The organism is Streptomyces sp. NPDC021562 (assembly GCF_040640875.1).
Taxonomy (GTDB): Bacteria; Actinomycetota; Actinomycetes; order Streptomycetales; family Streptomycetaceae; genus Streptomyces.
In genome coordinates, this window is sequence record NZ_JBFACN010000007.1 from 35,333 (window position 1) to 57,495 (window position 22,163).

18 protein-coding genes are annotated in these 22,163 nt (G+C 73.5%); 5 read left to right on the forward strand and 13 right to left on the reverse strand.

The window, feature by feature from the left end; all coding sequences use genetic code 11:
* Positions 1–12: 12 nt before the first annotated feature.
* On the reverse strand, positions 13–813 hold the full coding sequence (gene lipB / locus AB0G52_RS12680; protein WP_132886365.1) for a lipoyl(octanoyl) transferase LipB: 801 nt from the start codon (positions 811–813) through the stop codon (positions 13–15).
* A gap of 247 nt (positions 814–1,060) precedes the next feature.
* On the opposite strand from lipB, the gene AB0G52_RS12685 reads away from it, so the two are divergent.
* A complete protein-coding gene (locus AB0G52_RS12685; protein ID WP_132886364.1) occupies positions 1,061–2,533 on the forward strand; it encodes a regulator in 1,473 nt (490 codons plus the stop codon).
* A 413-nt stretch (positions 2,534–2,946) separates the two neighbouring features.
* Here the strand turns inward: AB0G52_RS12685 and AB0G52_RS12690 are convergent, their stop codons facing one another.
* Both AB0G52_RS12690 and AB0G52_RS12695 read right to left on the reverse strand, forming a co-directional pair.
* A complete protein-coding gene (locus tag AB0G52_RS12690) occupies positions 2,947–4,305 on the reverse strand; it encodes an NAD(P)/FAD-dependent oxidoreductase (protein ID WP_361336266.1) in 1,359 nt (452 codons plus the stop codon).
* 160 nt (positions 4,306–4,465) lie between these two features.
* Positions 4,466–5,359: a TIGR01777 family oxidoreductase gene (locus AB0G52_RS12695; protein WP_361336268.1), complete on the reverse strand. Its 894-nt coding sequence runs from the start codon at positions 5,357–5,359 to the stop codon at positions 4,466–4,468.
* Between the two features lie 74 nt (positions 5,360–5,433).
* Between AB0G52_RS12695 and AB0G52_RS12700 the strand changes: the two genes are divergently transcribed.
* Complete coding sequence (locus AB0G52_RS12700) at positions 5,434–5,922, forward strand: GNAT family N-acetyltransferase (RefSeq protein WP_361336270.1); 489 nt, start codon at positions 5,434–5,436, stop codon at positions 5,920–5,922.
* 3 nt (positions 5,923–5,925) lie between these two features.
* On the opposite strand, the gene AB0G52_RS12705 is transcribed toward AB0G52_RS12700, so the two are convergent.
* On the reverse strand, positions 5,926–7,110 hold the full coding sequence (locus AB0G52_RS12705) for a MarP family serine protease (protein WP_132886360.1): 1,185 nt from the start codon (positions 7,108–7,110) through the stop codon (positions 5,926–5,928).
* Between the two features lie 191 nt (positions 7,111–7,301).
* Between AB0G52_RS12705 and AB0G52_RS12710 the strand changes: the two genes are divergently transcribed.
* On the forward strand, positions 7,302–8,225 hold the full coding sequence (locus AB0G52_RS12710) for a peptidoglycan recognition protein (RefSeq protein WP_132886359.1): 924 nt from the start codon (positions 7,302–7,304) through the stop codon (positions 8,223–8,225).
* 72 nt (positions 8,226–8,297) lie between these two features.
* Complete coding sequence (locus tag AB0G52_RS12715; RefSeq protein ID WP_132886358.1) at positions 8,298–8,546, forward strand: hypothetical protein; 249 nt, start codon at positions 8,298–8,300, stop codon at positions 8,544–8,546.
* 3 nt (positions 8,547–8,549) lie between these two features.
* On the opposite strand, the gene AB0G52_RS12720 is transcribed toward AB0G52_RS12715, so the two are convergent.
* From AB0G52_RS12720 to AB0G52_RS12755, 8 genes are all read right to left on the reverse strand, one after another.
* The gene (locus AB0G52_RS12720; protein ID WP_361336532.1) at positions 8,550–9,068 is read right to left on the reverse strand and encodes a DUF4240 domain-containing protein; all 519 of its coding nucleotides are present in this window, start codon (positions 9,066–9,068) and stop codon (positions 8,550–8,552) included.
* 56 nt (positions 9,069–9,124) lie between these two features.
* On the reverse strand, positions 9,125–10,114 hold the full coding sequence (locus tag AB0G52_RS12725) for a WYL domain-containing protein (protein ID WP_132886357.1): 990 nt from the start codon (positions 10,112–10,114) through the stop codon (positions 9,125–9,127).
* Between the two features lie 423 nt (positions 10,115–10,537).
* Positions 10,538–13,240 (reverse strand): pyruvate dehydrogenase (acetyl-transferring), homodimeric type, encoded by a 2,703-nt coding sequence (gene aceE / locus AB0G52_RS12730; protein ID WP_132886356.1) that lies wholly within the window; start codon positions 13,238–13,240, stop codon positions 10,538–10,540.
* Between the two features lie 293 nt (positions 13,241–13,533).
* A complete protein-coding gene (locus AB0G52_RS12735) occupies positions 13,534–14,157 on the reverse strand; it encodes a GntR family transcriptional regulator (RefSeq protein WP_132886355.1) in 624 nt (207 codons plus the stop codon).
* Positions 14,158–14,315: 158 nt separating this feature from the next.
* On the reverse strand, positions 14,316–16,139 hold the full coding sequence (gene sucB / locus AB0G52_RS12740; protein ID WP_132886354.1) for a 2-oxoglutarate dehydrogenase, E2 component, dihydrolipoamide succinyltransferase: 1,824 nt from the start codon (positions 16,137–16,139) through the stop codon (positions 14,316–14,318).
* A 60-nt stretch (positions 16,140–16,199) separates the two neighbouring features.
* The gene (gene lpdA / locus AB0G52_RS12745; protein ID WP_361336274.1) at positions 16,200–17,588 is read right to left on the reverse strand and encodes a dihydrolipoyl dehydrogenase; all 1,389 of its coding nucleotides are present in this window, start codon (positions 17,586–17,588) and stop codon (positions 16,200–16,202) included.
* Between the two features lie 362 nt (positions 17,589–17,950).
* Complete coding sequence (locus tag AB0G52_RS12750) at positions 17,951–19,477, reverse strand: leucyl aminopeptidase (RefSeq protein ID WP_132886352.1); 1,527 nt, start codon at positions 19,475–19,477, stop codon at positions 17,951–17,953.
* Positions 19,478–19,694: 217 nt separating this feature from the next.
* A complete protein-coding gene (locus AB0G52_RS12755; protein WP_361336276.1) occupies positions 19,695–20,477 on the reverse strand; it encodes an adenosylcobinamide-GDP ribazoletransferase in 783 nt (260 codons plus the stop codon).
* 240 nt (positions 20,478–20,717) lie between these two features.
* Between AB0G52_RS12755 and AB0G52_RS12760 the strand changes: the two genes are divergently transcribed.
* Positions 20,718–21,485 (forward strand): hypothetical protein, encoded by a 768-nt coding sequence (locus AB0G52_RS12760; protein WP_132886350.1) that lies wholly within the window; start codon positions 20,718–20,720, stop codon positions 21,483–21,485.
* Here the strand turns inward: AB0G52_RS12760 and AB0G52_RS12765 are convergent.
* The gene (locus tag AB0G52_RS12765) at positions 21,422–22,153 is read right to left on the reverse strand and encodes a hypothetical protein (RefSeq protein ID WP_361336278.1); all 732 of its coding nucleotides are present in this window, start codon (positions 22,151–22,153) and stop codon (positions 21,422–21,424) included. The genes AB0G52_RS12760 and AB0G52_RS12765 overlap by 64 nt on opposite strands.
* Positions 22,154–22,163: the final 10 nt, after the last annotated feature.

The following is a 22,163-nucleotide window of genomic DNA, read 5'->3' on the forward strand; positions in this document are numbered from 1 at the left end:
TGGCGGCCGGAGTCAGGCCGCCGGTGTCTTCTCGATCACCCTCGGCGCGAGTTCGGCGTTCTCCAGGACGTCCCTGAGGTGCCGCTCCACCACGGGCAGCACCTCCTCGATCGTCACGTCCCGGCCCAGTTCGCCCGCCAGGGAGGCGACGCCGGCGTCCCGGATGCCGCACGGGATGATCCGGTCGAACCACTTGTTGTCCGGGTTCACGTTCAGGGCGAAGCCGTGCATCGTGACGCCCTTGGCGACCCGGATGCCGATCGCCGCGATCTTGCGGTCCTCGCGGCGCTGGCCCGCGTTCGAGGGCGCGTACTCGGGGCCGTTCAGGCGCGGGTCGAACTCCTCGTCGTGCAGCCGCGGGTCGAAGTCCAGGGAGAGGCCGCCGAGCGCCGGCCGCTGCTCCACCGGGTCCCCGAGCACCCACACCCCGCTGCGCCCCTCCACCCGCGTGGTCTCCAGGCCGAACTCGGCGCAGACCCGGATCAGCGCCTCCTCCAGCCGCCGGACGTGGGCGACCACGTCCACCGGGCGCGGCAGCTTCTGGATCGGGTAGCCCACCAGCTGGCCGGGGCCGTGCCAGGTGATCTTGCCGCCGCGGTCCACGTCGATGACCGGGGTGCCGTCGAGGGGGCGCTCGTTGTCCGCCGTGCGGCGGCCGGCCGTGTACACCGGGGGGTGTTCGAGCAGCAGCACCGTGTCGGGGGCCTCGTCGGCGAACCGTGCCGCGTGCACCCGGCGCTGCTCGTCCCACGCCTCCTGGTACTCGACCGCGTCCGCGCCGAACCCCATACGGACGAACCGCAACTCACTCACGGCAAGCGCCTCCCTTGGCGACGGGTGTGTCAGGCACATAACGCGCCCAAGCCACTGTACGTCCGCCGGTCGCGCGTCAGCCCTGGGGTCAATCCTCACACGATCGGATGAATGAATGTCGAAGTGTGCGATCAGGTGCTCACTCTCCGCTACATTCGCGCCGTCCATGAGCGCCAAAAGGGCTGCTCACCGGCAATCCGGGCACAAGCCACCGAGCTGAGCCAGAAGGCAGGAGACCGCACCCCAGATGACGGACCGACCCGCGCAGCGCACCCCCAACCGCCAGCTCGCCGCGCTCATCGCAGAAGCGGGGTTCTCCAATGCCGGTCTGGCCCGTCGCGTCGACCAGCTCGGCCTCGAACACGGACTGGATCTCAGATACGACAAGACATCGGTCACCCGCTGGCTGCGCGGCCAGCAGCCCCGTGGCACCACCCCCGCCCTGATCGCCGAGGTCTTCACCCGGCGCCTCGGCCGCCGGCTCACCGCCCAGGACCTGGGCCTCGACGCCTGCGCCCCGGTGTACGCCGGACTGGAGTTCGCGGCCACCCCCGAGGAGGCCGTCGACATCGTCAGCGGGCTGTGGCGCAAGGACTCCGGCAGCCACGCCGAACTCCGCAAGATCGCGTTCACCCCGGCCGGGCTCGTGGTCCCGAGCCGGGACTGGCTGATCGGCCGGGCCGACGACCGCGTGGCCCGCGGTGAGCCGGCCCCGGCGACGGCGGCCCGGGTGCCCGCGCAGGCCCGCCCCGCGGCGCCCAAGCAGGTGCAGGCCCTGCCGCTGCGGCCACGCGGGGGGACCGAGCGCGGACCCGGCCAGAAGGTCACCGCCGGCGACATCGCCGCGCTCCGCTCGGTCGCCGAACTGTTCCGCACGCTCGACGACGCGTACGGCGGCGGGCACGCCCGGCAGGCGCTGGTGCGGTATCTGGAGCACGAGTGCGAGCCGATGCTGCGCGGCACGTACGGCGAACAGACCGGCCGCAGGCTGTTCGGCGCGGCGGCCGACCTGACCCGGCTCGCGGGGTGGACGTCGTACGACATCGCGGCGCACGGTCTCGCCCAGCGCTACTTCGTCCAGTCGCTGCGGCTCGCCCAGGCGGCGGGGGACCGGGCGTACGGCTCCTACGTCCTCGTCACCATGAGCCGCCAGGCGGTCTACCTGGGACACGGCAGGGAGGCGGTGCAGCTGGCCCGCGTCGCCCAGCAGGGGGTCGGCACGAACGCCCCGCCGGTGGTCCAGGCCCTGCTGCACGCGGCGGAGGCCCGGGCGCACGGCGTGCTCGGCGAGGTACGGGCGTGCACCGGCGCACTGGTCCGCGCGGAACGCGCCCTGGAGACGGCCCGGCCCGGCGACGACGTGCCCCACTGGGCGCGCTTCTTCGACGAGGCCCAGCTCGCCGACGAGTTCGGGCACTGCCACCGGGACCTCCAGCAGTTCCGGGCGGCCGCGCAGCACGCGGAGCGCTCGCTGCAGCTCCGTGCGCCCTCCTATGCGCGCAGCCGCCTGTTCTGCCGGGTCGTCCTCGCCACCGCCCGCCTCGGGCTCGGCGAACTGGACCAGGCCTGCGCGCTCGGGGCGGAGGCGGCGGGCGCGGCGGCGGAGATGCGCTCGGTACGGGCGGCGGAGTACGTCAGGGACTTCGAGCGCCGACTGGAGCCCTACAAGGACGCGGCGCCGGTGAAGGGGTACCGCGAGAAGGTGGCGGCGCTGAACTGACGTACCGGTAAAGCGCCGGGCACCCTTGTCCGCCGCAGGGGTGATCAGCCACGACGGCGGGCTTCGGCGGTGCCGGGCCGGGCTTCGGCACTCGCCGTTGCGGGTGGCGGTCTGTCCGCTTGGTGCCGCGCCGTCGTGGCTGGTCGCGCTCCGCGGCGGAGCCGCATACCGAATGCAGCCCCGCGCCCCCTGAGGGGCGCGCTCCACCGGTGCCGCACGGTCGCTGCGCCGGGCACCCTTGTCCGCCGTGGCGGTGATCAGCCACGACGGCGGGCTTCGGCGGTGCCGGGCCGGGCGTCGGCACTCGCCGTTGCGGGTGGCGGTCTGTCCGCTTGGTGCTGCGCCGTCGTGGCTGGTCGCGCTCCGCGGCGGAGCCGCATATCGAATGCAGCCCCGCGCCCCTGAGGGGCGCGTTAAGCGGCGCGGCGTTGCATGGGTTCCGCCTGGTTCAGGGAACCCGATGCGCCCAGGTCCGCCAGGATCGCCGCTGTCGCGCGGTGGGCCGAGTGGAGGGCTCCCTGGACCGTGCTGGTGTCGCGGTGGTCGCCGCAGGCGTAGAGGCCGGCCAGGAGCCGGACCGGGCGGCGCAGGTCGTGCGGTGGGCGCATGGCGGGCAGCGCCTCGGGGGTGTGGTGGACCGCGAGGGTCTCCCAGCGGCGCGTCGACGTGCCGTACAGCCGCGCCAGGTGCATGCGCACCGCCGTGTCGACGTCGGCGGGCGGGGTGCCGAGGACCGTGGAGGAGATCAGCGCGCGGCCCTGGGGCGCCCGGCTCGGGTCGACGTTGCTGACGACAGCGGTGTGCGAGACCGGGCCGCTCCGGTCGGCGTCGAGGAGGAGCGACGCCCCGGTGGTCAGGCTCGCCGGCTCGTCGGTCGTGTGGTGGACCACCGTCACCTCGTGGAAGTCCGGCACCCGCAGGCCCGGCAGCAGCTCGGCGGCCGCGCGCGCGTCGGTCGCCAGCAGCACCGCCCGGCAGCGGATCTCCCCGTGCTCCGCCGTCCGCACGGAGGTCGTCGACACCGAGGTGACCCGGACCCCGGTGTGCACGGTGCCCGGCGGAAGGGCCCGGGCGAGCAGGTCCGGGAGGACGTCCGCGCCGCCCTCCGGCAGGCACAGCCGCCCGCTCGCGAAGGAGCGCAGCGCCAGGTCCGCGCAGCGGCTGGACGTCGTCAGCTCGGGATCGCACAGCAGGGCCGCCAGCAGCGGACGCAGGAAACCGTCGATCGTGCGGGCGGACACCCCGCGCTCCGTGAGGGCGCGCGCGGCGGTGCGCTCGGGCCGGGCGAGGATGCGCTCCACCGGCGTCCCGGCGAGCCGGCCCAGGGCCGCGCCGAGCCGTGCCTGGTCGACCGCGCCGCCCATGGGGGCGTGGGCCCGCACCGGCGACACGGCCGAGCCGCCCCTGGGGGCGCTTGCCAGGGCGCGCACGGCGTGCAGTGCGCCCCTTGCGCTGCCCCCGCCCGCCGGAGCGCCCGCCCGGTGCCTGCGCCCGTCGCGATGCAGCAGCACGCCGGGCGCGAACCGGCGCAGAACCAGGGCGTCCAGTCCCGGGGTGAGCCGTAGTTCCGGGTAGGACGTGGACAGGAGCTGGCCGATCCGGTCGAGCCGGAAGCCGTCGACCTTCTCGGTCGACATCCGCCCGCCGACATAAGGAGCGGCCTCCAGGACCGCGGTCGTCACTCCTGCGCTGTTCAGCCGATGGGCCGCGGAGAGTCCGGCGACACCGGCCCCCACGACGACGACGTCCGCCTGGTACGCGGGCTCATGCACGAGGCCCCTCCTCGATTGCGCGTCCGGTGGAGACGTGATGCCCCCAACCCGCTCCGGGGATACCCGAGTTCGGGTCGAGGTTAGGGCGCTGACCGGTCAAGGGCAGTCGCGCATGAACAGGGCACGGTCGCACGGCGGTCGCATGCGGTCACAGGGGCCGTCACGCCGCGCGGATCGCGTCCTCGATGCCGGGGAACGCGAACGTGAACCCTGACTCCAGCAGCCGCTCCGGCACCACCCGTTGGCTTCCGAGCACGTCGCCGGCCAGCTCACCGAGGGCGGCCCGCAGGGCCGCCGCGGGCACCGGGAAGAGGGCCGGGCGGTTCAGCACCCGGGCCATCGCCGCGGTGATCTCACGGTTCGTCAGGGGGTGGGGCGCGGTGAGGTTGAACGGGCCGGAAAGACCCTCGGTCTCCATCAGGAAGCGGATCGCGGCCACCTCGTCGTGCAACGCGATGTACGACCAGTATTGGCGCCCGTCGCCCAGCCGGCCACCCAGGCCCGCCTTGAACAGCGGGAACAGCCGCCCCCACGCCCCGCCGCCCCGGGCCACCACGAGGCCGGTACGGGTGAACACGGTCCGCACCCCCGCCTGCCGCGCCGGATCCGCCGCCGCCTCCCACTCCACGCACAGCGACGGCAGGAAACCGTCCCCGGGCGGAGCGTTCTCGGTCACGGCCCGGTCGCCGGTGTCGCCGTAGATGCCCACCGCGCTGCCGCTGACGAACACCCGCGGCGGCTCCGCCAGCTCCGCCACCGCCCGCGCGAGCGCCGCCGTGCCGAGCACCCGGCTGTCCCGGATCTCCCGCTTGTAGGCGGCCGTCCAGCGCCGGTCGCCGATCCCGGCCCCGGCGAGGTTCACCACCGCGGCGCAGCCGGCCAGCCCGGCCGTGTCCACGTACTGCCCGCCCGGGTCCCAGCAGACCTCGTCGGGGCCGTGCGCGGCCCGCCGCACGAGCCGGACCACCTCGTGCCCGTCCGCCCGCAGGGACCGCACCAGGGCACTGCCGATGAGACCGGACGCACCGGCCACCGCGATACGAGAGCGTTCCATGGCACCCAAGCATGCCTGCACGGGGACCGGAAAACGCGTGGGGGCACCGGTACCGGCCGACTTAGGGTGACCGCATGCCAGAGCCGTACATACGCACCGCCCTGCCCGACGACGACGAGGAGCTCTCCGCCCTCGACCGCGCCACCTGGTCGTACCGGCACGCCGTACTGCCCCGGCCCCAGCCGCCGTACGAGCCCTTCTTCGGTGAGCGGCACGCCCCCGAGGACACCCTGGTCGCCGAACTCGACCGGCGGATCGTCGGCTACATCCGGCTCGGCCGCGCCTACCGGCTCGCCGCCAACGCGCACGTCCGGCAGATCCAGGGCCTCGCGGTCGCCGAGGACGCCCGCGGACGGGGCGTCGCCCGGGCGCTGCTGCGGGCCGCCATGGACGAGGCCCGCCGCCGCGGTGCCCGCCGGATCAGGCTCGGCGTCCTCGGGCACAACACCCCCGCGCGCCGGCTCTACGCCTCCGAGGGTTTCGCCGTCGAGGGCGTGCTGCCGGGGGAGTTCCTCCTGGACGGCGAGTACGTCGACGACGTGATCATGGGCCGGCCGCTGTGACGGTCAGGGCGTGATCAGCTCGCCGGTGTCCACCGCCGAGGTGGCCCGCGCCCCGCGCGCGGCGTCCGCGGCCACCTCGTCGGCCGTCAGCACGTACCCCGTCTCGCCGTCCGACGTGGAACGGGCGAACACCACGCCGTACACCCTGCCGCCGGTGGTCAGCAGCGGGCCGCCGGAGTTGCCGGGGCGGACCGTGGAGCGGATCGAGTAGATCTCCCGGGTCACCGTGGCGTCGTTGTAGATGTTCTGCCCGGTGGCCTGCACCTTGTTCGCCACCGTGGCCGCCTGGAGGTTCAGGTCGCCGTCCTGCGGATAGCCGGCCACCACCGCCGACCTCCCGCGCGACGCCGAGGTGTCGAACCTCAGGACCGGCGCCCGCAGCTGCGGCACGTACAGCACCGCCACGTCCCGGTCCGGGTCGAAGAGCACGACCTGCGCGTCGTACGACGCCCCGACCCCGCCGATCCGCACGCTCGGGTTGTCGATGCCGGCCACCACGTGCGCGTTGGTCATCACGTGTTCCGGCGCGAACACGAAGCCGCTGCCCTCGCGGCCCTGGGTGCCGGAGGACCCCTCGATCTTGACCGTGCTGCGCTTCGCCGCCTCCGTGGCCGCCACCGTCACGTTGTCGCCGGAGGGCTTGGCGACCTGGGCCGTCGACTCGTTCTCGAACGGGTTGAAGACCTGCGGGAAACCCGCCTCGGTGAGCGCCGAGGTGGCCCGCGAGAACCAGGCCGGCGTGGTGTCCGGCATGGTGTGCTGCACCGCGCCGAGCACCCGGGAGTCCCGGATCGCCGTCGTCACCGCGGGCGACGAGGACGCGCCCAGGACGCTCGCCGCCACCCACGCCACGATCAGCACCGCCACCGAGTTGGCGACCGCCCCGCCCAGCCCGTCCGCCACCCGCAGCGGACCCTGGTCCAGCTCCCGGCGCAGCCGCAGCGCCAGCCGTCCCGCCAGCTCGTGCCCCACCACCGCGGGCACCAGCACCGTGAGCACCGCGACCACCGTCGCCGTGGCCGTCCCGCGGGCGACCAGTTCCATCACCCAGGGCAGCACCCACACGCCGACCACCGCGCCGCCCACGAACCCGGCCAGCGACACACAGCCGGCCACCAGCCCGCGCCGGTAGCCGGCCGCCGCGTACACGAGGACCACCAGTACGAGCACCAGGTCGAGCAGGTCCACGGAGCCGCCTTTCTCTCGGTGCCCTTGAATACGCTCGGGACAGGTCCAGTGATCAGTTCACGCACGCGGGAACCGCGACAACCGGCCACGCGTGCGTGTACCCCCTGAAACGCCCCGGACCGGGACGATGGTTCCACCAGGTGGCACAGCACACATCGCGGGCGGCTCCGGCCGCGCCGAGAGTGGGGGCCATGCGTGTCTTCCCCCGAGCAGGGCGGCGCACCAGAGCCACCGCCCTGACGCTGCTCGGCTGCCTGCCGGGCCTCGCCGCCGCCCTCGCGCTGGCGCTGTGCCCTCAGGGCGCCGACCACCCCGTCCCGATGCGCCTGGCCGCACCCGAGCCCGCCGGCCCCGCCACTCACCACCGGGCGCCCAGACCCCGCATCGTGCCGCGCGAGGTCTGGCTGGACGCCACCGTCCGACGCACCCAGCCACCGCCGCGCTACGACGACCGGGTCGTCGCCGTCTTCGTGCACCACACCGACTCGCCCAACGGCTACTCCTGCGCCCAGGCACCCGAGATCATCCGGCGCCTCTACACCGGCCAGACCGGCGACCGCGACTGGGACGACATCGGCTACAACTTCCTCGTCGACCGCTGCGGCACCATCTACGAGGGCCGCGCCGGCGGCGTCGACCGGGCCGTCACCGGCGCCCACACCCAGGGCTTCAACCACCGCACCGCCGGCATCGCGGCGCTCGGCACCTTCACCGCCGGGGTGCCCGTGCCGCGCGCCATGACCGACGCGATCGCCGCGCTCGCCGCCTGGAAACTGGGCCTGGCCGACGTCGACCCGCGTGGCGCGACCCGCCTGGTCTCCAGCAACGGACTCAGCCGCTACGAGAAGGGCACGGCCGTCACGCTGCCCGTCGTGGCCGGCCACCAGGACGGCTACCGCACCAGCTGCCCCGGCGCCGCCCTCACCGCCCGCCTCCCCGAGATCAGGACGGCCGCGGCCCGGCTCCAGGGCAGAATCCCGGCGGCCACGGGGGCGCCGACGCGGACGCCCGGTGCGACGCCGACGCGTACGCCCGGTGCGACGCCGACGCCCTCGGTGACGCGGTCGCGGCCGCCCCTGCCGACCCCCGCCGGAGCGTCCACAGGGACGCCATAGGCGGCACGCAGGCTGCTCAGATCCGCGCGTCCTACCGTCGTGGACATCAGCAGCCGACCGGAGGCGGGGATCATGAACAGCAGTCGTACCGAAGCCCGTGCCGAACACGCGGAGCAGCCGGAGAAGACCGGGTGGGTCAGGGCGTCCCGGGGGCCCTGGGCCGTGGTCTGCGCGGTCGCCACGGTCGTCCTCGGCCCGGCCGCCGTCACCGCGTCCGCCCTCGACCAGGCCAACGCGGCACCCCTGCACCACGCGGTCAGGGCGGACCAGACCCAGGCGTACATCCCGGCCGACGTGACCCGGCGCCGTGCCGCGGCCTGACGCTCACTCCTTGAAGCGGTCCCACAGCCGCGGGAACCGCTCGGCGAGCGCCCGCTCGTTCTCCAGGTCGACCGGCGTGCCCTCCGGTTCGGAGGGCGCGGGGGCGATGCCCAGGTCCGGCGCCACCGTCCCGGTGAGCTGCTCGTACGCCTCGTCCGCCGCGTACCCCAGCTCCTCGCCGTCGCCGTCGACCTCCTCGTCGAAGTCGTCCAGCAACTCCGCGAGGGCGTCCGGGTCGTGCAGGGCGCCCTCGAAGACCTCCCGGCCCTGGGCGATCAGCCAGCACCGGAAGAAGTCGAACGCGTCGTCGCTGGCCCCGTCGAGCAGCACCCAGGCCGCTCCCCACAGGTCCCAGCTGTAGGCGCGGTTGTAGCGCGCCTCGAAGTGACGGGCGAAGTCCAGCACCAGGTCGGGTTCCAGCTGGAGCAGCCGTTCCACGAGCAGGTCCGCCTGGTCCTCCGGGTCGCCCTCGGCGGCCTCGCGGGTCGCGTCGATCAGCTCCCAGAACTCCGTCTCGTCCATCACGCGTCCAGCATCGTGCCTGGGCGCCGGGGGCGCACGCGGAGTGGTGCGGATTGTTATCCGGCGTCGCCCGGGCGCGCGTAGAGCTCCGCCAGCCGGGCCGCGTCCGCCGCGAACCGTGCCCGCAGCCGCTGTGGCGCGAGCACCTCCACCTCCGGTCCCAGCGCGGTCAGCTGGCCGTGCGCGACATCCTCGCTCTCCACCGGAAGCGTCACCGTCACCCACCCCCGGGCGTCGGGGGCGCCGGCACCCGCGACCGCCTGCCGGGCGGTGGCCGGGTCGACGGCGTACGGCAGCCTCCGCAGGCCGACGGCCGACAGCCGCACCACCACCTCGGCGCGCAGGATCGACCGGGCGAACTGCTCGGCCCGCTGCTCCCAGAACCCCGGCAGGTCGAACTCCTCGTCCCGCTCGAACCGCTCCTCGCCGGCCTCGACCGAGGTGAACCGGTCGATCCGGTAGACCCGGTGGGAGTCGGTGTCCGCGACCCGCGCGCACAGGTACCAGACCCCCGCCTTCAGCACCAGCCCGTACGGCTCCAGCCTGCGCCGCACCTCCGACTCCCCGCGCCGGTAGTGCGCCACCACCCGCCGGTCGTCCCACACCGCGTCGGCGACGACGGGCAGCAGCTCCGGGGTCTTCGGCTCGGCGAACCAGTTGGGCGCGTCCAGGTGGAACCGCTGCGCGACGGTACGGGACGTGTCGCGCAGGGAGGGCAGCAGCGCGGCGGACACCTTCAGCCGGGCGGCACTCGCGGCGTCCTCCAGACCCATCTCCCGCAGCGCGCCGGGCACGCCGCTCAGGAACAACGCCTCGGCCTCGCTGCGGCCGAGCCCCGTCAGCCGGGTCCGGTAGCCGCCGACCAGCCGGTACCCGCCCGCCCGTCCCCGGTCCGCGTACACCGGCACGCCCGCCTCCGACAGCGCCTGCGCGTCCCGCATCACGGTCCGCTCGGACACCTCCAGCTCGGCGGCCAGCTCGCCGGCCGTCATACCGGCCCGAGCCTGCAGCAGAAGCACCATCTTGATGAGCCGAGCGGCACGCATGCGTCACATGATGCCGGGACCTCCGACATCCCGCCGCAGCGGCAACGCACTGACCGACGTCCGCCGGTCCCGTTCCCCCACGGAAAGGTGTTCACCGGCGTCCGCCGGCCCGGCACCGCCGGCAGCCGTCGTGGTGGCGGAGCGCCGTTGCGGCGGAGAGGGGTGAGCGGCGGAGAGGGGTGAGTGCCGTCCGGTGGTCCTGTTCCGCCGGGTCCGGTCCTGTTCCGCCGCGGTGGCGCTCAGCCGGGACGAGCCGGTCCGGCGGTGCCGAACCCACCGCCACGGCCGGCCCGGCACCGCCGGCAGCCGCCGTGGTGGCGGAGCGCCGTTGCGGCCGGAGAGAGGTGAGCGGCGGAGAGGGGTGAGCGCCGTCGCGGCGGAAAGGTTCGCTGCGACGGCGCTCGGCTTTGGGGCCTGGGTTGGCTACAGCCCGTACTTCTCGCGGGCTTCCTTCACCGCCGTCGCCTTGACCTCGCCGCGCTTCGCCAGCTGGGCCAGGGCCGCGACGACCACCGACTCCGCGTCGACGCCGAAGTGACGGCGGGCCGCGTCGCGGGTGTCGGAGAGGCCGAAGCCGTCGGCACCGAGCGAGGACCAGTCCTGCTCGACCCACTGCGCGATCTGGTCCGGGACCTGACGCATGTAGTCGGAGACCGCGAGGACCGGCCCGTCGGCGCCCTGCAGGGCCCGGCGGACGTACGGCACGCGCTCCTCCCCGCGCAGCAGGGCCGCGTCCGCCTCCATCGCGTCGCGCCGCAGCTCCGTCCAGGACGTCGCGGACCACACGTCGGCCGCCACCCCCCACTCCTCGGCCAGCAGCCGCTGCGCCTTCAGCGCCCAGTGGATCGCCGTACCGGAACCGAGCAGCTGGAGACGAGGGGCGTTCGCCGGCAGCGACAGCCCGGCGGACTCCGCCGTGTTGAAGCGGTACAGGCCCTTGACGATGCCCTCGTCGATCCCGGGCCCGGCCGGCTTCGCGGGCTGCGGGAGCGGCTCGTTGTAGACGGTCAGGTAGTAGAAGACGTTCGGGTCCTCGCCGGGCAGCGCCTCGCCGTACATCCGGCGCAGACCGTCCTTGACGATCGTCGCGATCTCGTAGGCGAAGGCCGGGTCGTACGAGAGCGCGGCCGGGTTGGTCGCGGCGATCACGGGGGAGTGGCCGTCGGCGTGCTGGAGACCCTCGCCCGTCAGGGTGGTACGGCCGGCGGTCGCGCCGACGAGGAAGCCGCGGCCGAGCTGGTCGCCGAGCTGCCACATCTGGTCGGCCGTGCGCTGCCAGCCGAACATCGAGTAGAAGATGTAGAACGGGATCATCGCCTCGCCGTGCGTCGCGTACGCGGTGGACGCGGCGATGAAGTCGGCCATCGAACCGGCCTCGGTGATCCCCTCGTTGAGGATCTGGCCGTTCTTGGCCTCCTTGTAGTACATCAGCTGGTCACGGTCGACCGGCTCGTACGTCTGGCCCTTGGGGGAGTAGATCCCGAGGGACGGGAAGAGGCTCTCCATGCCGAAGGTGCGGGCCTCGTCGGGGACGATCGGCACCCAGCGCTTCCCGGTCTCCTTGTCCCGGACCAGGTCCTTGACGAGCCGGACGAAGGCCATCGTGGTCGCCACGTTCTGCGACCCCGAGCCCTTGTCGAAGGAGGCGAAGGCCTTGTCCGCGGGGGCCGGCAGCGGCGCCAGGGCGTGGGTCCGGCGGGCCGGGGCGGGACCGCCGAGGGCCGCGCGGCGCTCCTGGAGGTAGCGGACCTCGGGGGAGTCGGCGCCCGGGTGGCCGTAGGGCACGACCCCGTCGGTGAAGGCGCTGTCCGGGATCGGCAGCTCCAGCAGCTCCCGCATCGTCTTGAACTCGTCCACCGTCAGCTTCTTCATCTGGTGGTTGGCGTTCTTCGACGCGAAGCCCTCGCCGAGGGTGTGGCCCTTGACCGTCTGGGCCAGGATCACGGTCGGCGCGCCCTTGAACTCGACGGCGGCCTTGTACGCGGCGTACACCTTGCGCGCCTCGTGACCACCGCGGGAGAGGTGGAAGCACTCCAGGATCTTGTCGTCGCTCAGCAGCTTCGCCATCTCGGCGAGCGCGGGGTCCTTGCCGAAGAAGTCGGCGCGGATGTAGGCGGCGTCGCGGGTCTGGTACGTCTGCACCTGCGCGTCCGGTACCTCGCGCAGCCGTCGTACCAGCGCACCGGTGGTGTCGAGCTGGAACAGCTCGTCCCAGGCGGTGCCCCAGAGCGTCTTGACGACGTTCCAGCCGGCGCCGCGGAACTGGGCCTCCAGCTCCTGCACGATCTTGAAGTTGGCGCGCACCGGGCCGTCGAGGCGCTGCAGGTTGCAGTTGATGACGAAGGTGAGGTTGTCCAGGCCCTCGCGGGAGGCGAGTGCGAGGGCCGCCGTCGACTCCGGCTCGTCCATCTCGCCGTCGCCGAGGAACGCCCAGACGTGGGACGCCGAGACGTCCTTGATGCCGCGGGCGGTCAGGTAGCGGTTGAAGCGGGCCTGGTAGATCGCCGAGAGCGGGCCGAGGCCCATGCTCACGGTCGGGAACTCCCACAGCCAGGGCAGGCGGCGAGGGTGCGGGTACGACGGGAGGCCGTTGCCGCCGGCCTCCTGGCGGAAGTTGTCCAGGTGCGCCTCGGTCAGGCGGCCGTCGAGGAAGGCGCGGGCGTAGATGCCGGGGGAGGCGTGGCCCTGGATGTAGAGCTGGTCACCGCTGCCGTCCCCCTCCTTGCCCTTGAAGAAGTGGTTGAAGCCGGTCTCGTAGAGCCAGGCCGCGGAGGCGAAGGTGGCGATGTGGCCGCCGACGCCGTGCTTGCTGCCCCGGGTGACCATCGCGGCCGCGTTCCAGCGGTTCCACGCGGTGATCTTCCGCTCCATCTCCTCGTCACCGGGGACGGCCGTCTCGGCGGCGGTGGGGATGGTGTTGACGTAGTCCGTCTCCAGCAGCTTCGGCAGCGCGATGCCGTCCGCCTCGGCGCGCTCCAGCGTGCGGCGCATCAGGTACGCGGCGCGGTGCGGCCCGGCCTCCCTGGCCACGGCGTCCAGTGAGGCCTGCCATTCGGCGGTCTCCTCCGGATCCCGGTCGGGGAGCTGGTCGAGCGCGCTCGGCTGGATGGCCTGGGGGTCGGTCATGTCGCCGCCTTCCTCAGTCGAAGGGGGTTCCCTCATCGGTAAGGGTTCGGGTGCCCTTGGTCTTTGGCAGGACAGGGCAACGGACCCGGGTGCGGGTCCGTCGGCGACTCTAACTCCCTGATCGATGATCGATCAAAGGGTTGAGGGGCAAAACTTCTCGATTCCGAGAAAGTCGGCACGCGGTGCCTCGCCCGCTGGCACCCGGTGACGCCCCGGAGAGCGGGTTTCCGCAGGTGGGAAGCTGTATGAGCGGGGGTGCGCTCGTGTGTGGGAGAGGGGTGGGGGAGCCGGCCTCAGGGCCTCGGCGCGCACCCCAGGACGTGGGCCTTCACGATCTCCGCGATCCGCGGGTCCCGGCGCTGGAACGCGGCGACCAGCTCCTCGTGCTCCTCCGCGTACGACTGCTGGACCGTCCCCAGCCAGCGGATCGACAGGGCCGTGAAGACCTCGATGCCCAGGCCCTCCCAGGTGTGCAGCAGGACCGAGTTGCCGGCCGCCCGGACCAGCTCGCGGTGGAAGCCGACCGTGTGGCGCACCTGTCCCGTGCCGTCGGTGTTCCGGTCGGCCTCGTAGAGCGCCGCGACATGCGGTTCGAGGGCCGAGCAGTCCCCGGCCAGCCGCTCCGCCGCCAGCTCCGCCGCGATCGCCTCCAGACCGGCCCGCACCGGATAGCTCTCCTCCAGGTCGGCCGCCGTCAGGTTCCGCACCCGCACGCCCTTGTTCGGCGCGGACTCGATGAGGCGCAGCGACTCCAGCTCGCGCAGCGCCTCCCGCACCGGCGTCTGGCTGACCTCCAGCTCGGTCGCGATCCGTCGCTCCACGATCCGCTCGCCCGGCTTCCAGCGCCCGCTGACGATTCCCTCCACGATGTGCTCGCGGATCTGTTCGCGCAGCGAGTGGACGACGGGCGCGGTCATGGGAGCTCCTTAGGGCGTTTGACGTTTAGACAATACGGCCGGACAGCCTTCCGGGAGAGGCGCTCGGGGGCGCTTTCGCGCAGGTGAGACGAGACTTACACGACGGTGCCCCGCCCGGAGGAACTCCGGACGGGGCACCGTGGATGACCTGTGCAGGCTTACAGACCGAGCTCGACCTCGAACTCGCCGGCCTCCAGGATCGCCTTGACGGCCGTCAGGTAACGGGCCGCGTCGGCACCGTCCACCAGGCGGTGGTCGTAGGACAGCGTCAGGTACGTCATGTCGCGGACGCCGATGACCGTGCCCTCCTCCGTCTCGATGACCGCCGGACGCTTGACCGTCGCACCGATGCCGAGGATCGCGACCTGGTTCGGCGGCACGATGATCGTGTCGAACAGCGCGCCGCGCGAGCCGGTGTTGGAGATGGTGAAGGTCGCGCCGGACAGCTCGTCCGGGGTGATCTTGTTCGCGCGGACCTTGCCGGCCAGGTCGGCCGTGGCCTTGGCGATACCGGCGATGTTGAGGTCGCCCGCGTGCTTGATGACCGGGGTCATCAGGCCCTTCTCCGAGTCCACCGCGATACCGACGTTCTCGGTGTCGAAGTAGGTGATCGTGCCCTCTTCGACGTTGATCCGGGCGTTGATGGCCGGGTGGGCCTTCAGCGCCTGGGCCGCCGCCTTCACGAAGAACGGCATGGGGGAGAGCTTGACGCCCTCGCGCGCGGCGAAGGAGTCCTTGGCCTGGGCGCGCAGGCGCATCAGGCGGGTGACGTCGACCTCGACGACCGAGGACAGCTGCGCCTGCTCGTGCAGCGCCTTGACCATGTTGTCGCCGATGACCTTGCGGATGCGGGGCATCTTGACGGTCTGTCCGCGCAGCGGGGAGGCCTCGAGCGTCGGCGCCTTCTTGGCGGCGGCCGGGGCGGCGGCGGGGGCCGGGGCCGCGGCGGCGGCCTTCGCGGCCTCGGCGGCGGCGATGACGTCCTGCTTGCGGATCCGGCCGCCGACGCCGGTGCCCTTGACGGCGGCCAGGTCGACACCGTTCTCGGCGGCGAGCTTGCGCACCAGCGGGGTGACGTAGGCGCCCTCGTCGGTCGCCTGGGTGGCGGTCGGCGCGGTGGGCGCGGCGGCCGGGGTGACCGGGGCCGGGGTGACCGGAGCCGGAGCCGGGGCGGCCGGGGCGGCCGCGGCCGGGGCGGGCGCCGGAGCAGCCGGGGCCGGGGCGGGCGCGGGGGCCGCGGGGGCCGGGGCCGGGGCGGCGGGCGCCGGAGCCGGGGCGGCGGGCGCGGCCGGGGCAGCGGCGGCGGGCGCCGGGGCCGGGGCGGCCGGAGCCGGGGCGGCGGCCGGAGCGGCGCCCGGGGCGCCGATGACGGCGAGCTTGGCGCCGACCTCGGCGGTCTCGTCCTCGCCGACCACGATCTCCAGCAGGACACCGGCGACCGGCGCCGGGATCTCGGTGTCGACCTTGTCGGTGGAGACCTCGAGCAGGGGCTCGTCCTCCGCGACCTCCTCGCCGACCTCCTTCAGCCAGCGGGTGACGGTGCCCTCGGTGACGGACTCGCCGAGCGCCGGCAGGACCACGTCGGTGCCCTGCGCGCCGGAGGCACCGGTGGCGGCCTCGGCGGTCGGGGCCGGAGCCGGGGCGGCCTGCTCGGTGGAGGGGGCGGCCTGGGCGGGCTCGGCCGGGGCCGGAGCCGGGGCGGCGGCGGGCTCGGCGGCCGGGGCGGCGGGGGCCGGGGCGCCGGTGCCGTCGTCGATGATCGCCAGCTCGGCGCCCACCTCGACGGTCTCGTCCTCGGCGACCTTGATGGAGGCCAGGATGCCCGCGGCGGGGGCCGGGATCTCGGTGTCGACCTTGTCGGTCGACACCTCGAGCAGCGGCTCGTCGGCCTCGACGCGCTCGCCCTCGGCCTTCAGCCAGCGGGTGACAGTGCCCTCGGTGACGCTCTCGCCGAGCGCCGGAAGGGTTACGGAAACCGCCATGGTTTCGGTTGCTCCTTACGAATTGCGGAAGTCTGAGTCGTCGCTTGTGCCGACCGAGGGTCAGTCGTGCGAGTGCAGCGGCTTGCCCGCCAGGGCCAGGTGGGCCTCGCCGAGCGCCTCGTTCTGCGTCGGGTGGGCGTGGATGAGCTGGGCCACCTCGGCGGGCAGCGCCTCCCAGTTGTAGATCAGCTGGGCCTCGCCGACCTGCTCGCCCATGCGGTCGCCGACCATGTGGACGCCGACCACGGCACCGTCCTTCACCTGGACGAGCTTGATCTCGCCCGAGGTGTTGAGGATCTTGCTCTTTCCGTTGCCCGCCAGGTTGTACTTCAGGGCGACGACCTTGTCCGCGCCGTAGATCTCCTTGGCCTTGGCCTCGGTGATGCCGACGGAGGCGACCTCGGGGTGGCAGTACGTCACCCGCGGCACGCCGTCGTAGTCGATCGGGACGGTCTTGAGACCGGCCAGCCGCTCCGCCACCAGGATGCCCTCGGCGAAGCCGACGTGCGCGAGCTGGAGCGTCGGGACCAGGTCACCGACGGCGGAGATGGTCGGAACGTTGGTCCGCATGTACTCGTCGACCAGGACGTAACCGCGGTCCATGGCGACACCCTGCTCCTCGTAGCCGAGACCGGCGGAGACCGGACCACGGCCGACCGCGACCAGCAGGATCTCGGCCTCGAACTCCTTGCCGTCGGCGAGGGTGACCTTGACACCGTCGGCGGTGTACTCGGCCTTCGAGAAGAAGGTGCCCAGGTTGAACTTGATGCCGCGCTTGCGGAAGGCGCGCTCAAGAAGCTTGGAGGAGTTCTCGTCCTCGAGGGGGGCCAGGTGCTTGAGGCCCTCGACGATCGTGATGTCCGCGCCGAAGGACTTCCAGGCGGAGGCGAACTCGACGCCGATGACACCGCCGCCCAGGATGATCGCGGACTTCGGCACGCGGTCCAGGACGAGGGCGTGGTCGGAGGAGATGATGCGGTTGCCGTCGATCTCCAGGCCCGGCAGCGACTTCGGCACGGAGCCGGTCGCGAGGAGCACGTGGCGGCCCTGGACGCGCTGGCCGTTCACGTCGACGGAGGTGGGGGAGGACAGCCGGCCCTCGCCCTCGATGTACGTCACCTTGCGGGACGCGATCAGACCCTGCAGACCCTTGTACAGGCCGGAGATGACCCCGTCCTTGTACTTGTGGACACCCGCGATGTCGATGCCCTCGAAGGTGGCCTTGACACCGAACTGCTCGCTCTCGCGGGCCTGGTCGGCGATCTCGCCCGCGTGCAGCAGGGCCTTGGTGGGGATGCAACCCCGGTGCAGGCAGGTACCGCCGACCTTGTCCTTCTCGATCAGGGCGACGTCCAGGCCCAGCTGCGCCCCGCGCAGGGCCGCGGCGTAACCGCCACTACCACCGCCGAGGATCACTAGGTCGAAAACGGTGCTGGCGTCGTTCGCCACGTCACGTCCTCCATGCATGTGCGCCGTACGCCGGTCAGCGGTGACCGCGCGGCGGCTGGTGTCCGGCCGCTCTTCTTCGGCCCTGTGGGTGGGGCCCTGTCCTGCCGTGCCCCATCTTCGCACTTGTCGGAGGTGAACGAGACGCCGGGCTGGAGTGTGAGACACCACACGCTCACCTGATAACACCGCGAGGGCCGGCGCCCCGAAGGGGCGCTGGGGGCACCCCCGGCCGAAGGCTGGGGGCGGAACTGCGCGACGAGCCACGAATCAGCCGCAGCCGCCGCACGACCGAACCTCCCGAGCCGTTCGGCGACGGGACCTCGCCCTACCCGCACGCGAGGCCCCGCCCCCAAATCCCGACGTCAGCCCAGCTCGCCCTCGGCCGTCAGCTCCGCCAGCCGCACCAGCGTCCGCACCGCGGACCCCGTCCCGCCCTTCGGCGTGTACCCGAAGGGACCCCCCTCGTTGAACGCGGGCCCGGCGATGTCCAGGTGCGCCCAGGTGATGCCGTCGCCCACGAACTCCCGCAGGAACAGCCCGGCGACCAGCCCGCCGCCCATCCGCTCCCCCATGTTGGCGATGTCGGCGGTGGCCGAGTCCATGCCCTTGCGCAGGTGCTCGGGCAGCGGCATCGGCCAGGCCGGCTCGCCGACCTCCTCCGCCGCCTCGTGCACCGCGGTGCGGAACGCGTCGTCGTTGCCCATGATCCCGAACGTCCGGCTGCCCAGCGCCAGCATCATCGCGCCGGTCAGCGTCGCCACGTCCACGATCGCGTCCGGCTTCTCCGCCGACGCCGCCCACAGCGCGTCGGCCAGCACCAGCCGTCCCTCCGCGTCCGTGTTGAGCACCTCGACGGTCTTGCCGCTGTACATGCGCAGCACGTCACCGGGGCGCACCGCGGAGCCCGAGGGCATGTTCTCGGCCAGCGCCAGCCACCCGGTCACGTTGACCTCGAGCCCGAGCCGCGCCGCGGCGACGACCGCGGCGAGGACCGCCGCGGCCCCGCTCATGTCGCACTTCATCGTCTCGTTGTGGCCGGCCGGCTTCAGCGAGATGCCGCCCGAGTCGTAGGTGATGCCCTTGCCGACGAACGCGAGGTGCTTGTCCGCGGCCGGGTGGCGGTACGACAGCTTCACCAGCCGCGGGGTCGCCGCCGAGCCGCTGCCGACGCCGAGGATGCCGCCGTAGCCGCCCTTGGTGAGCGCCTTGTCGTCGAGCACCTGGATCTTGAGCCCGTGCTCCTTGGCCGCGTCCTGCGCGATGCCCGCGAAGATGGCCGGCGTGAGGTCGTTCGGCGGGGTGTTGATGAGGTCGCGGGCGCGGTTGAGCTCCTCGCAGACGGCGACGGCGCGGGCGGCGGCCGCCTTGTGGGCCGCGTCGCGGGGCTTGCCGCCCAGCAGCACGGCCTCGGCGAGCGGCGCCTTGCCGTTGCGCGCCTTCGCGTCCTTGCCGTTGTCCTTGTACGTGTCGAAGGAGTACGCGCCGAGCAGCACGCCCTCCCCGAGCGCGCCGACGGCCGCGGCGTCCTGGACCGGCAGCGCGAAGGCCGCCTTCTTCGCGCCGGCCAGCGCACGGCCGGCGACACCGGCCGCTCTGCGCAGCGCCTCGGCGTCGTACTCCCCGTCCGCGTCGGGGGCGGCCCCCAGCCCCACCGCGACGACCAGCGGGGCCTTGAAGCCCGCCGGGGCGGGCAGCTTCGTCAGTTCGCCCTCGGCACCCGAGGCACCGAGGGTCTCCAGGACGGCGGCGAGCCTGCCGTCGTAGGCCTTGTCCACGGCCTCCGCGCCCGGTGCTACGACCGGTCCCTTGGCGCCCTTGGCGACACCGATCACGATCGCGTCGGCCCGGAGGCCGGGCGCCGCTGAGGTGCTGAGAGTGAGAGCAGTCACGGTGGTGAAATCTCGCTTCCGATGTTGAGTTGCAGTGGCCGAGTGGTGTGGGTCGACCGGGCCCGGGAGGCGACCCCGGGAACCGACCCGGGGTGCGTTGCGACCGGGGCCTTCACCCTGTCGGCGAACACCCGGGACGAGACTACGCGGGTGTGTGCGTTCGCTCATTCCTGCGGGTGTTCACCTGAGGGTGGCGCCCGGGTCACCTCCCGGTCCGTCAGCCCAGGGAGAGCACCACCAGCGCGACGGTGGCGGCGACTTCGGCGAGCGCCCCGAACACGTCCCCCGTGATCCCCCCGAACCGCCGCCGGCAATGGCGCAGCGCCCCGTCGGTGGCCGCCTCCGCCGCCACCACCGCGAGCAGTGCCCGCAGGCTCTCGCCCGCGCCGATCAGTGCCCCGGCCCCCGCGGCCGCCACCATCACCACGACGGTGACCACCGACGCCGCCGCCTTCGGCACCACCCCCGCGACCGCCGCGCCCAGCCCCTCCGGCCGGGCCGCCGGCACCCCCGCCACCGCGCCCAGGGTCAGCGCCAGGCGGGCCACCGTCGCGGCCACCACCGCGGTGACCGCGCCGCGTGCCCATCCGTGGCCGAACGCCTGCGCCAGGGCGGCCACCTGAGCGAGCAGCACGAGGACGAGGGTGATCACCCCGAACGGTCCGATGTCCGACTGCTTCATGATCCGCAGCGCTTCCTCGGCGGGCTTGCCGCTGCCCAGCCCGTCCGCGGTGTCGGCGAGGCCGTCCAGGTGCAGCCCCCGGGTCAGCGCGGCCGGCACCGCGACCGCGGCCACCGCGGCGAGCAGCGCACCTGTCCCCGCCGCCACCAGCAGCGCGCCGACCGCGCCCGCGCAGACCCCCACGGCGAGGCCCGCCAGCGGAGCGAGCAGCATGCCGCCGCGGGCCGCCTCCCGGTCCCAGCGGCTGACCCGCACGGGAAACACGGTGAGCGTGCCGAAAGCGAACCGAAGGCCGTCCGGCCAGGGCGTCTTGACCACCGGCGCAGGTTACCCGCTAGTCAGAACCCCCACCCCGCCCGCCCAGGCATCCGCAGCGGTTTCCCGGCCGCCTGTGCCCGCACCGGGCGGCTTCCCGTCTGCCCGGGGCCGGCCGCCCACGGTTGTGCGCGGCGGTTTCGTCTTTGAGCCGGTCCGCTCTGAGCCGCTCCGCCTGGTGGGCTTCCGGGCGGTCCTTCGGGGCCCGCGGTCGCGGCCGGTTCGCGGGGATAAAGTGCGCACATGGGACATTGGCTGGAACGGAACATCGTCGAGCCCGGCAAGCTCCCGCTGCTGCTGGCCCTGACCGCCTTCGTCCTGACCTTCGTCGTCACCCGGGTCATCACCCGGCTCATCCGCGCCGGGAAAGGGCCGTTCGGCAACGTGAAGGCGGGTGGGCTGCACATCCACCACGTGGTGCCCGGGGTGGTCCTCACCGTCATCGGCGGTTTCGGGGCGGTGGCCGGTGGCCGGCAGGGCTTCGGCGCGGCCGCCGCCGCGATCGTCTTCGGCATCGGTGCCGGGCTGGTCCTCGACGAGTTCGCCCTGATCCTCCACCTCGACGACGTCTACTGGACCGAGGAGGGCCGCAAGAGCGTCGAGGTCGTGGTCATCACCGCCGCGCTGGTCGGGCTGCTGCTCGCCGGGTTCTCCCCGTTCGGCGTCAACGACATCTCCACCGGCGAACTGCAGGACCGGGGAACCGTCATCGCGAACGTCGTGGCGAACTTCGCCTTCTCGCTCGTCGCCCTGAGCAAGGGCAAGACCCGGGTCGCCATCTTCGGTGTGATCGTCCCGCTGGTCGCCCTCGTCGGCGCGGTCCGCCTGGCCCGCCCCGGTTCCCCCTGGGCCCGCCGCTGCTACGGCAACCGGCCGCGCGCCCGGGCCAGGGCCGGCCTGCGCGCCTACCACCACGACCGCCGCTGGTCCCGGCTCAGCCGCACCCTTCAGGACTGGATCGGCGGCAAACCCGACCGCCCCGAACCGGTACGGCTGCCCGGTCCCCAGTGACCCCGCCGGTACCGCGGCCGCAACCGCCGCCCCGCCCGCACCGCCGCCCACAGGACCGCCACCCCCGCGATGGCCGCCAGGTGCTCCTTGCCGGCCAGGTTCTCCTTCAGCGCCACCTCGACCACCATCGCCGCGGCCACCGCGCCCGCGGTGAGGTACGCGCCGTACCGCCAGGCCACGAAGACCGCGAGCCCCACGACGGCGGCCGACGGGCCGGTGTCCACCACCCGCGCGTCCGTCGCCGACAGCCCCAGCGGGCCGTGCGGGCCCAGTGCGCAGCCGAGCCGGGCGTACAGGGTCCCGGCGAGGGTCGCCGCGTACGCGATGGTCAGGGTCCGCCACCAGCCCAGGCACACCTCGGCGATGCCGAACACGACCAGGACCTGCGCCAGCGCGCCCCACACCGGCAGGTCGAGCGCCGGCACGAACAGGGAGAGGGGGGTGCGCAGCAGGGCCAGCCAGCAGGGATCCGCGGCCCGCACGGCCCCGGCGTGCTGCACGGGGCCGTACCCCCACGGCTGGTTCTGCGTGAACTGCAGCAGCGCGGTCAGGCAGACCGCCGCGACCGTCATCGGCACCGCCGCCAGCCGCCGCTTCGCCAGCGGTCCGCGCACGGTGGCGTACAGCAGCCCCCACTCGGCCTGGGCCCAGCGGGCGAGCGGTGTCATGCGGCGGTCC

Bases quoted from the DNA above. Each gene is read 5' to 3' on its own strand.
- AB0G52_RS12685 (WP_132886364.1), top strand. From the start codon at position 1,061: ATGACGGACCGACCCGCGCAGCGCACCCCCAACCGCCAGCTCGCCGCG.
- AB0G52_RS12695 (WP_361336268.1), bottom strand. From the start codon at position 5,359: ATGGAACGCTCTCGTATCGCGGTGGCCGGTGCGTCCGGTCTCATCGGC.
- AB0G52_RS12700 (WP_361336270.1), top strand. From the start codon at position 5,434: ATGCCAGAGCCGTACATACGCACCGCCCTGCCCGACGACGACGAGGAG.
- AB0G52_RS12710 (WP_132886359.1), top strand. From the start codon at position 7,302: ATGCGTGTCTTCCCCCGAGCAGGGCGGCGCACCAGAGCCACCGCCCTG.
- AB0G52_RS12715 (WP_132886358.1), top strand. From the start codon at position 8,298: ATGAACAGCAGTCGTACCGAAGCCCGTGCCGAACACGCGGAGCAGCCG.
- AB0G52_RS12720 (WP_361336532.1), bottom strand. From the start codon at position 9,068: ATGGACGAGACGGAGTTCTGGGAGCTGATCGACGCGACCCGCGAGGCC.
- AB0G52_RS12725 (WP_132886357.1), bottom strand. From the start codon at position 10,114: ATGCGTGCCGCTCGGCTCATCAAGATGGTGCTTCTGCTGCAGGCTCGG.
- aceE (WP_132886356.1), bottom strand. From the start codon at position 13,240: ATGACCGACCCCCAGGCCATCCAGCCGAGCGCGCTCGACCAGCTCCCC.
- AB0G52_RS12735 (WP_132886355.1), bottom strand. From the start codon at position 14,157: ATGACCGCGCCCGTCGTCCACTCGCTGCGCGAACAGATCCGCGAGCAC.
- sucB (WP_132886354.1), bottom strand. From the start codon at position 16,139: ATGGCGGTTTCCGTAACCCTTCCGGCGCTCGGCGAGAGCGTCACCGAG.
- AB0G52_RS12760 (WP_132886350.1), top strand. From the start codon at position 20,718: ATGGGACATTGGCTGGAACGGAACATCGTCGAGCCCGGCAAGCTCCCG.
- AB0G52_RS12765 (WP_361336278.1), bottom strand. From the start codon at position 22,153: ATGACACCGCTCGCCCGCTGGGCCCAGGCCGAGTGGGGGCTGCTGTAC.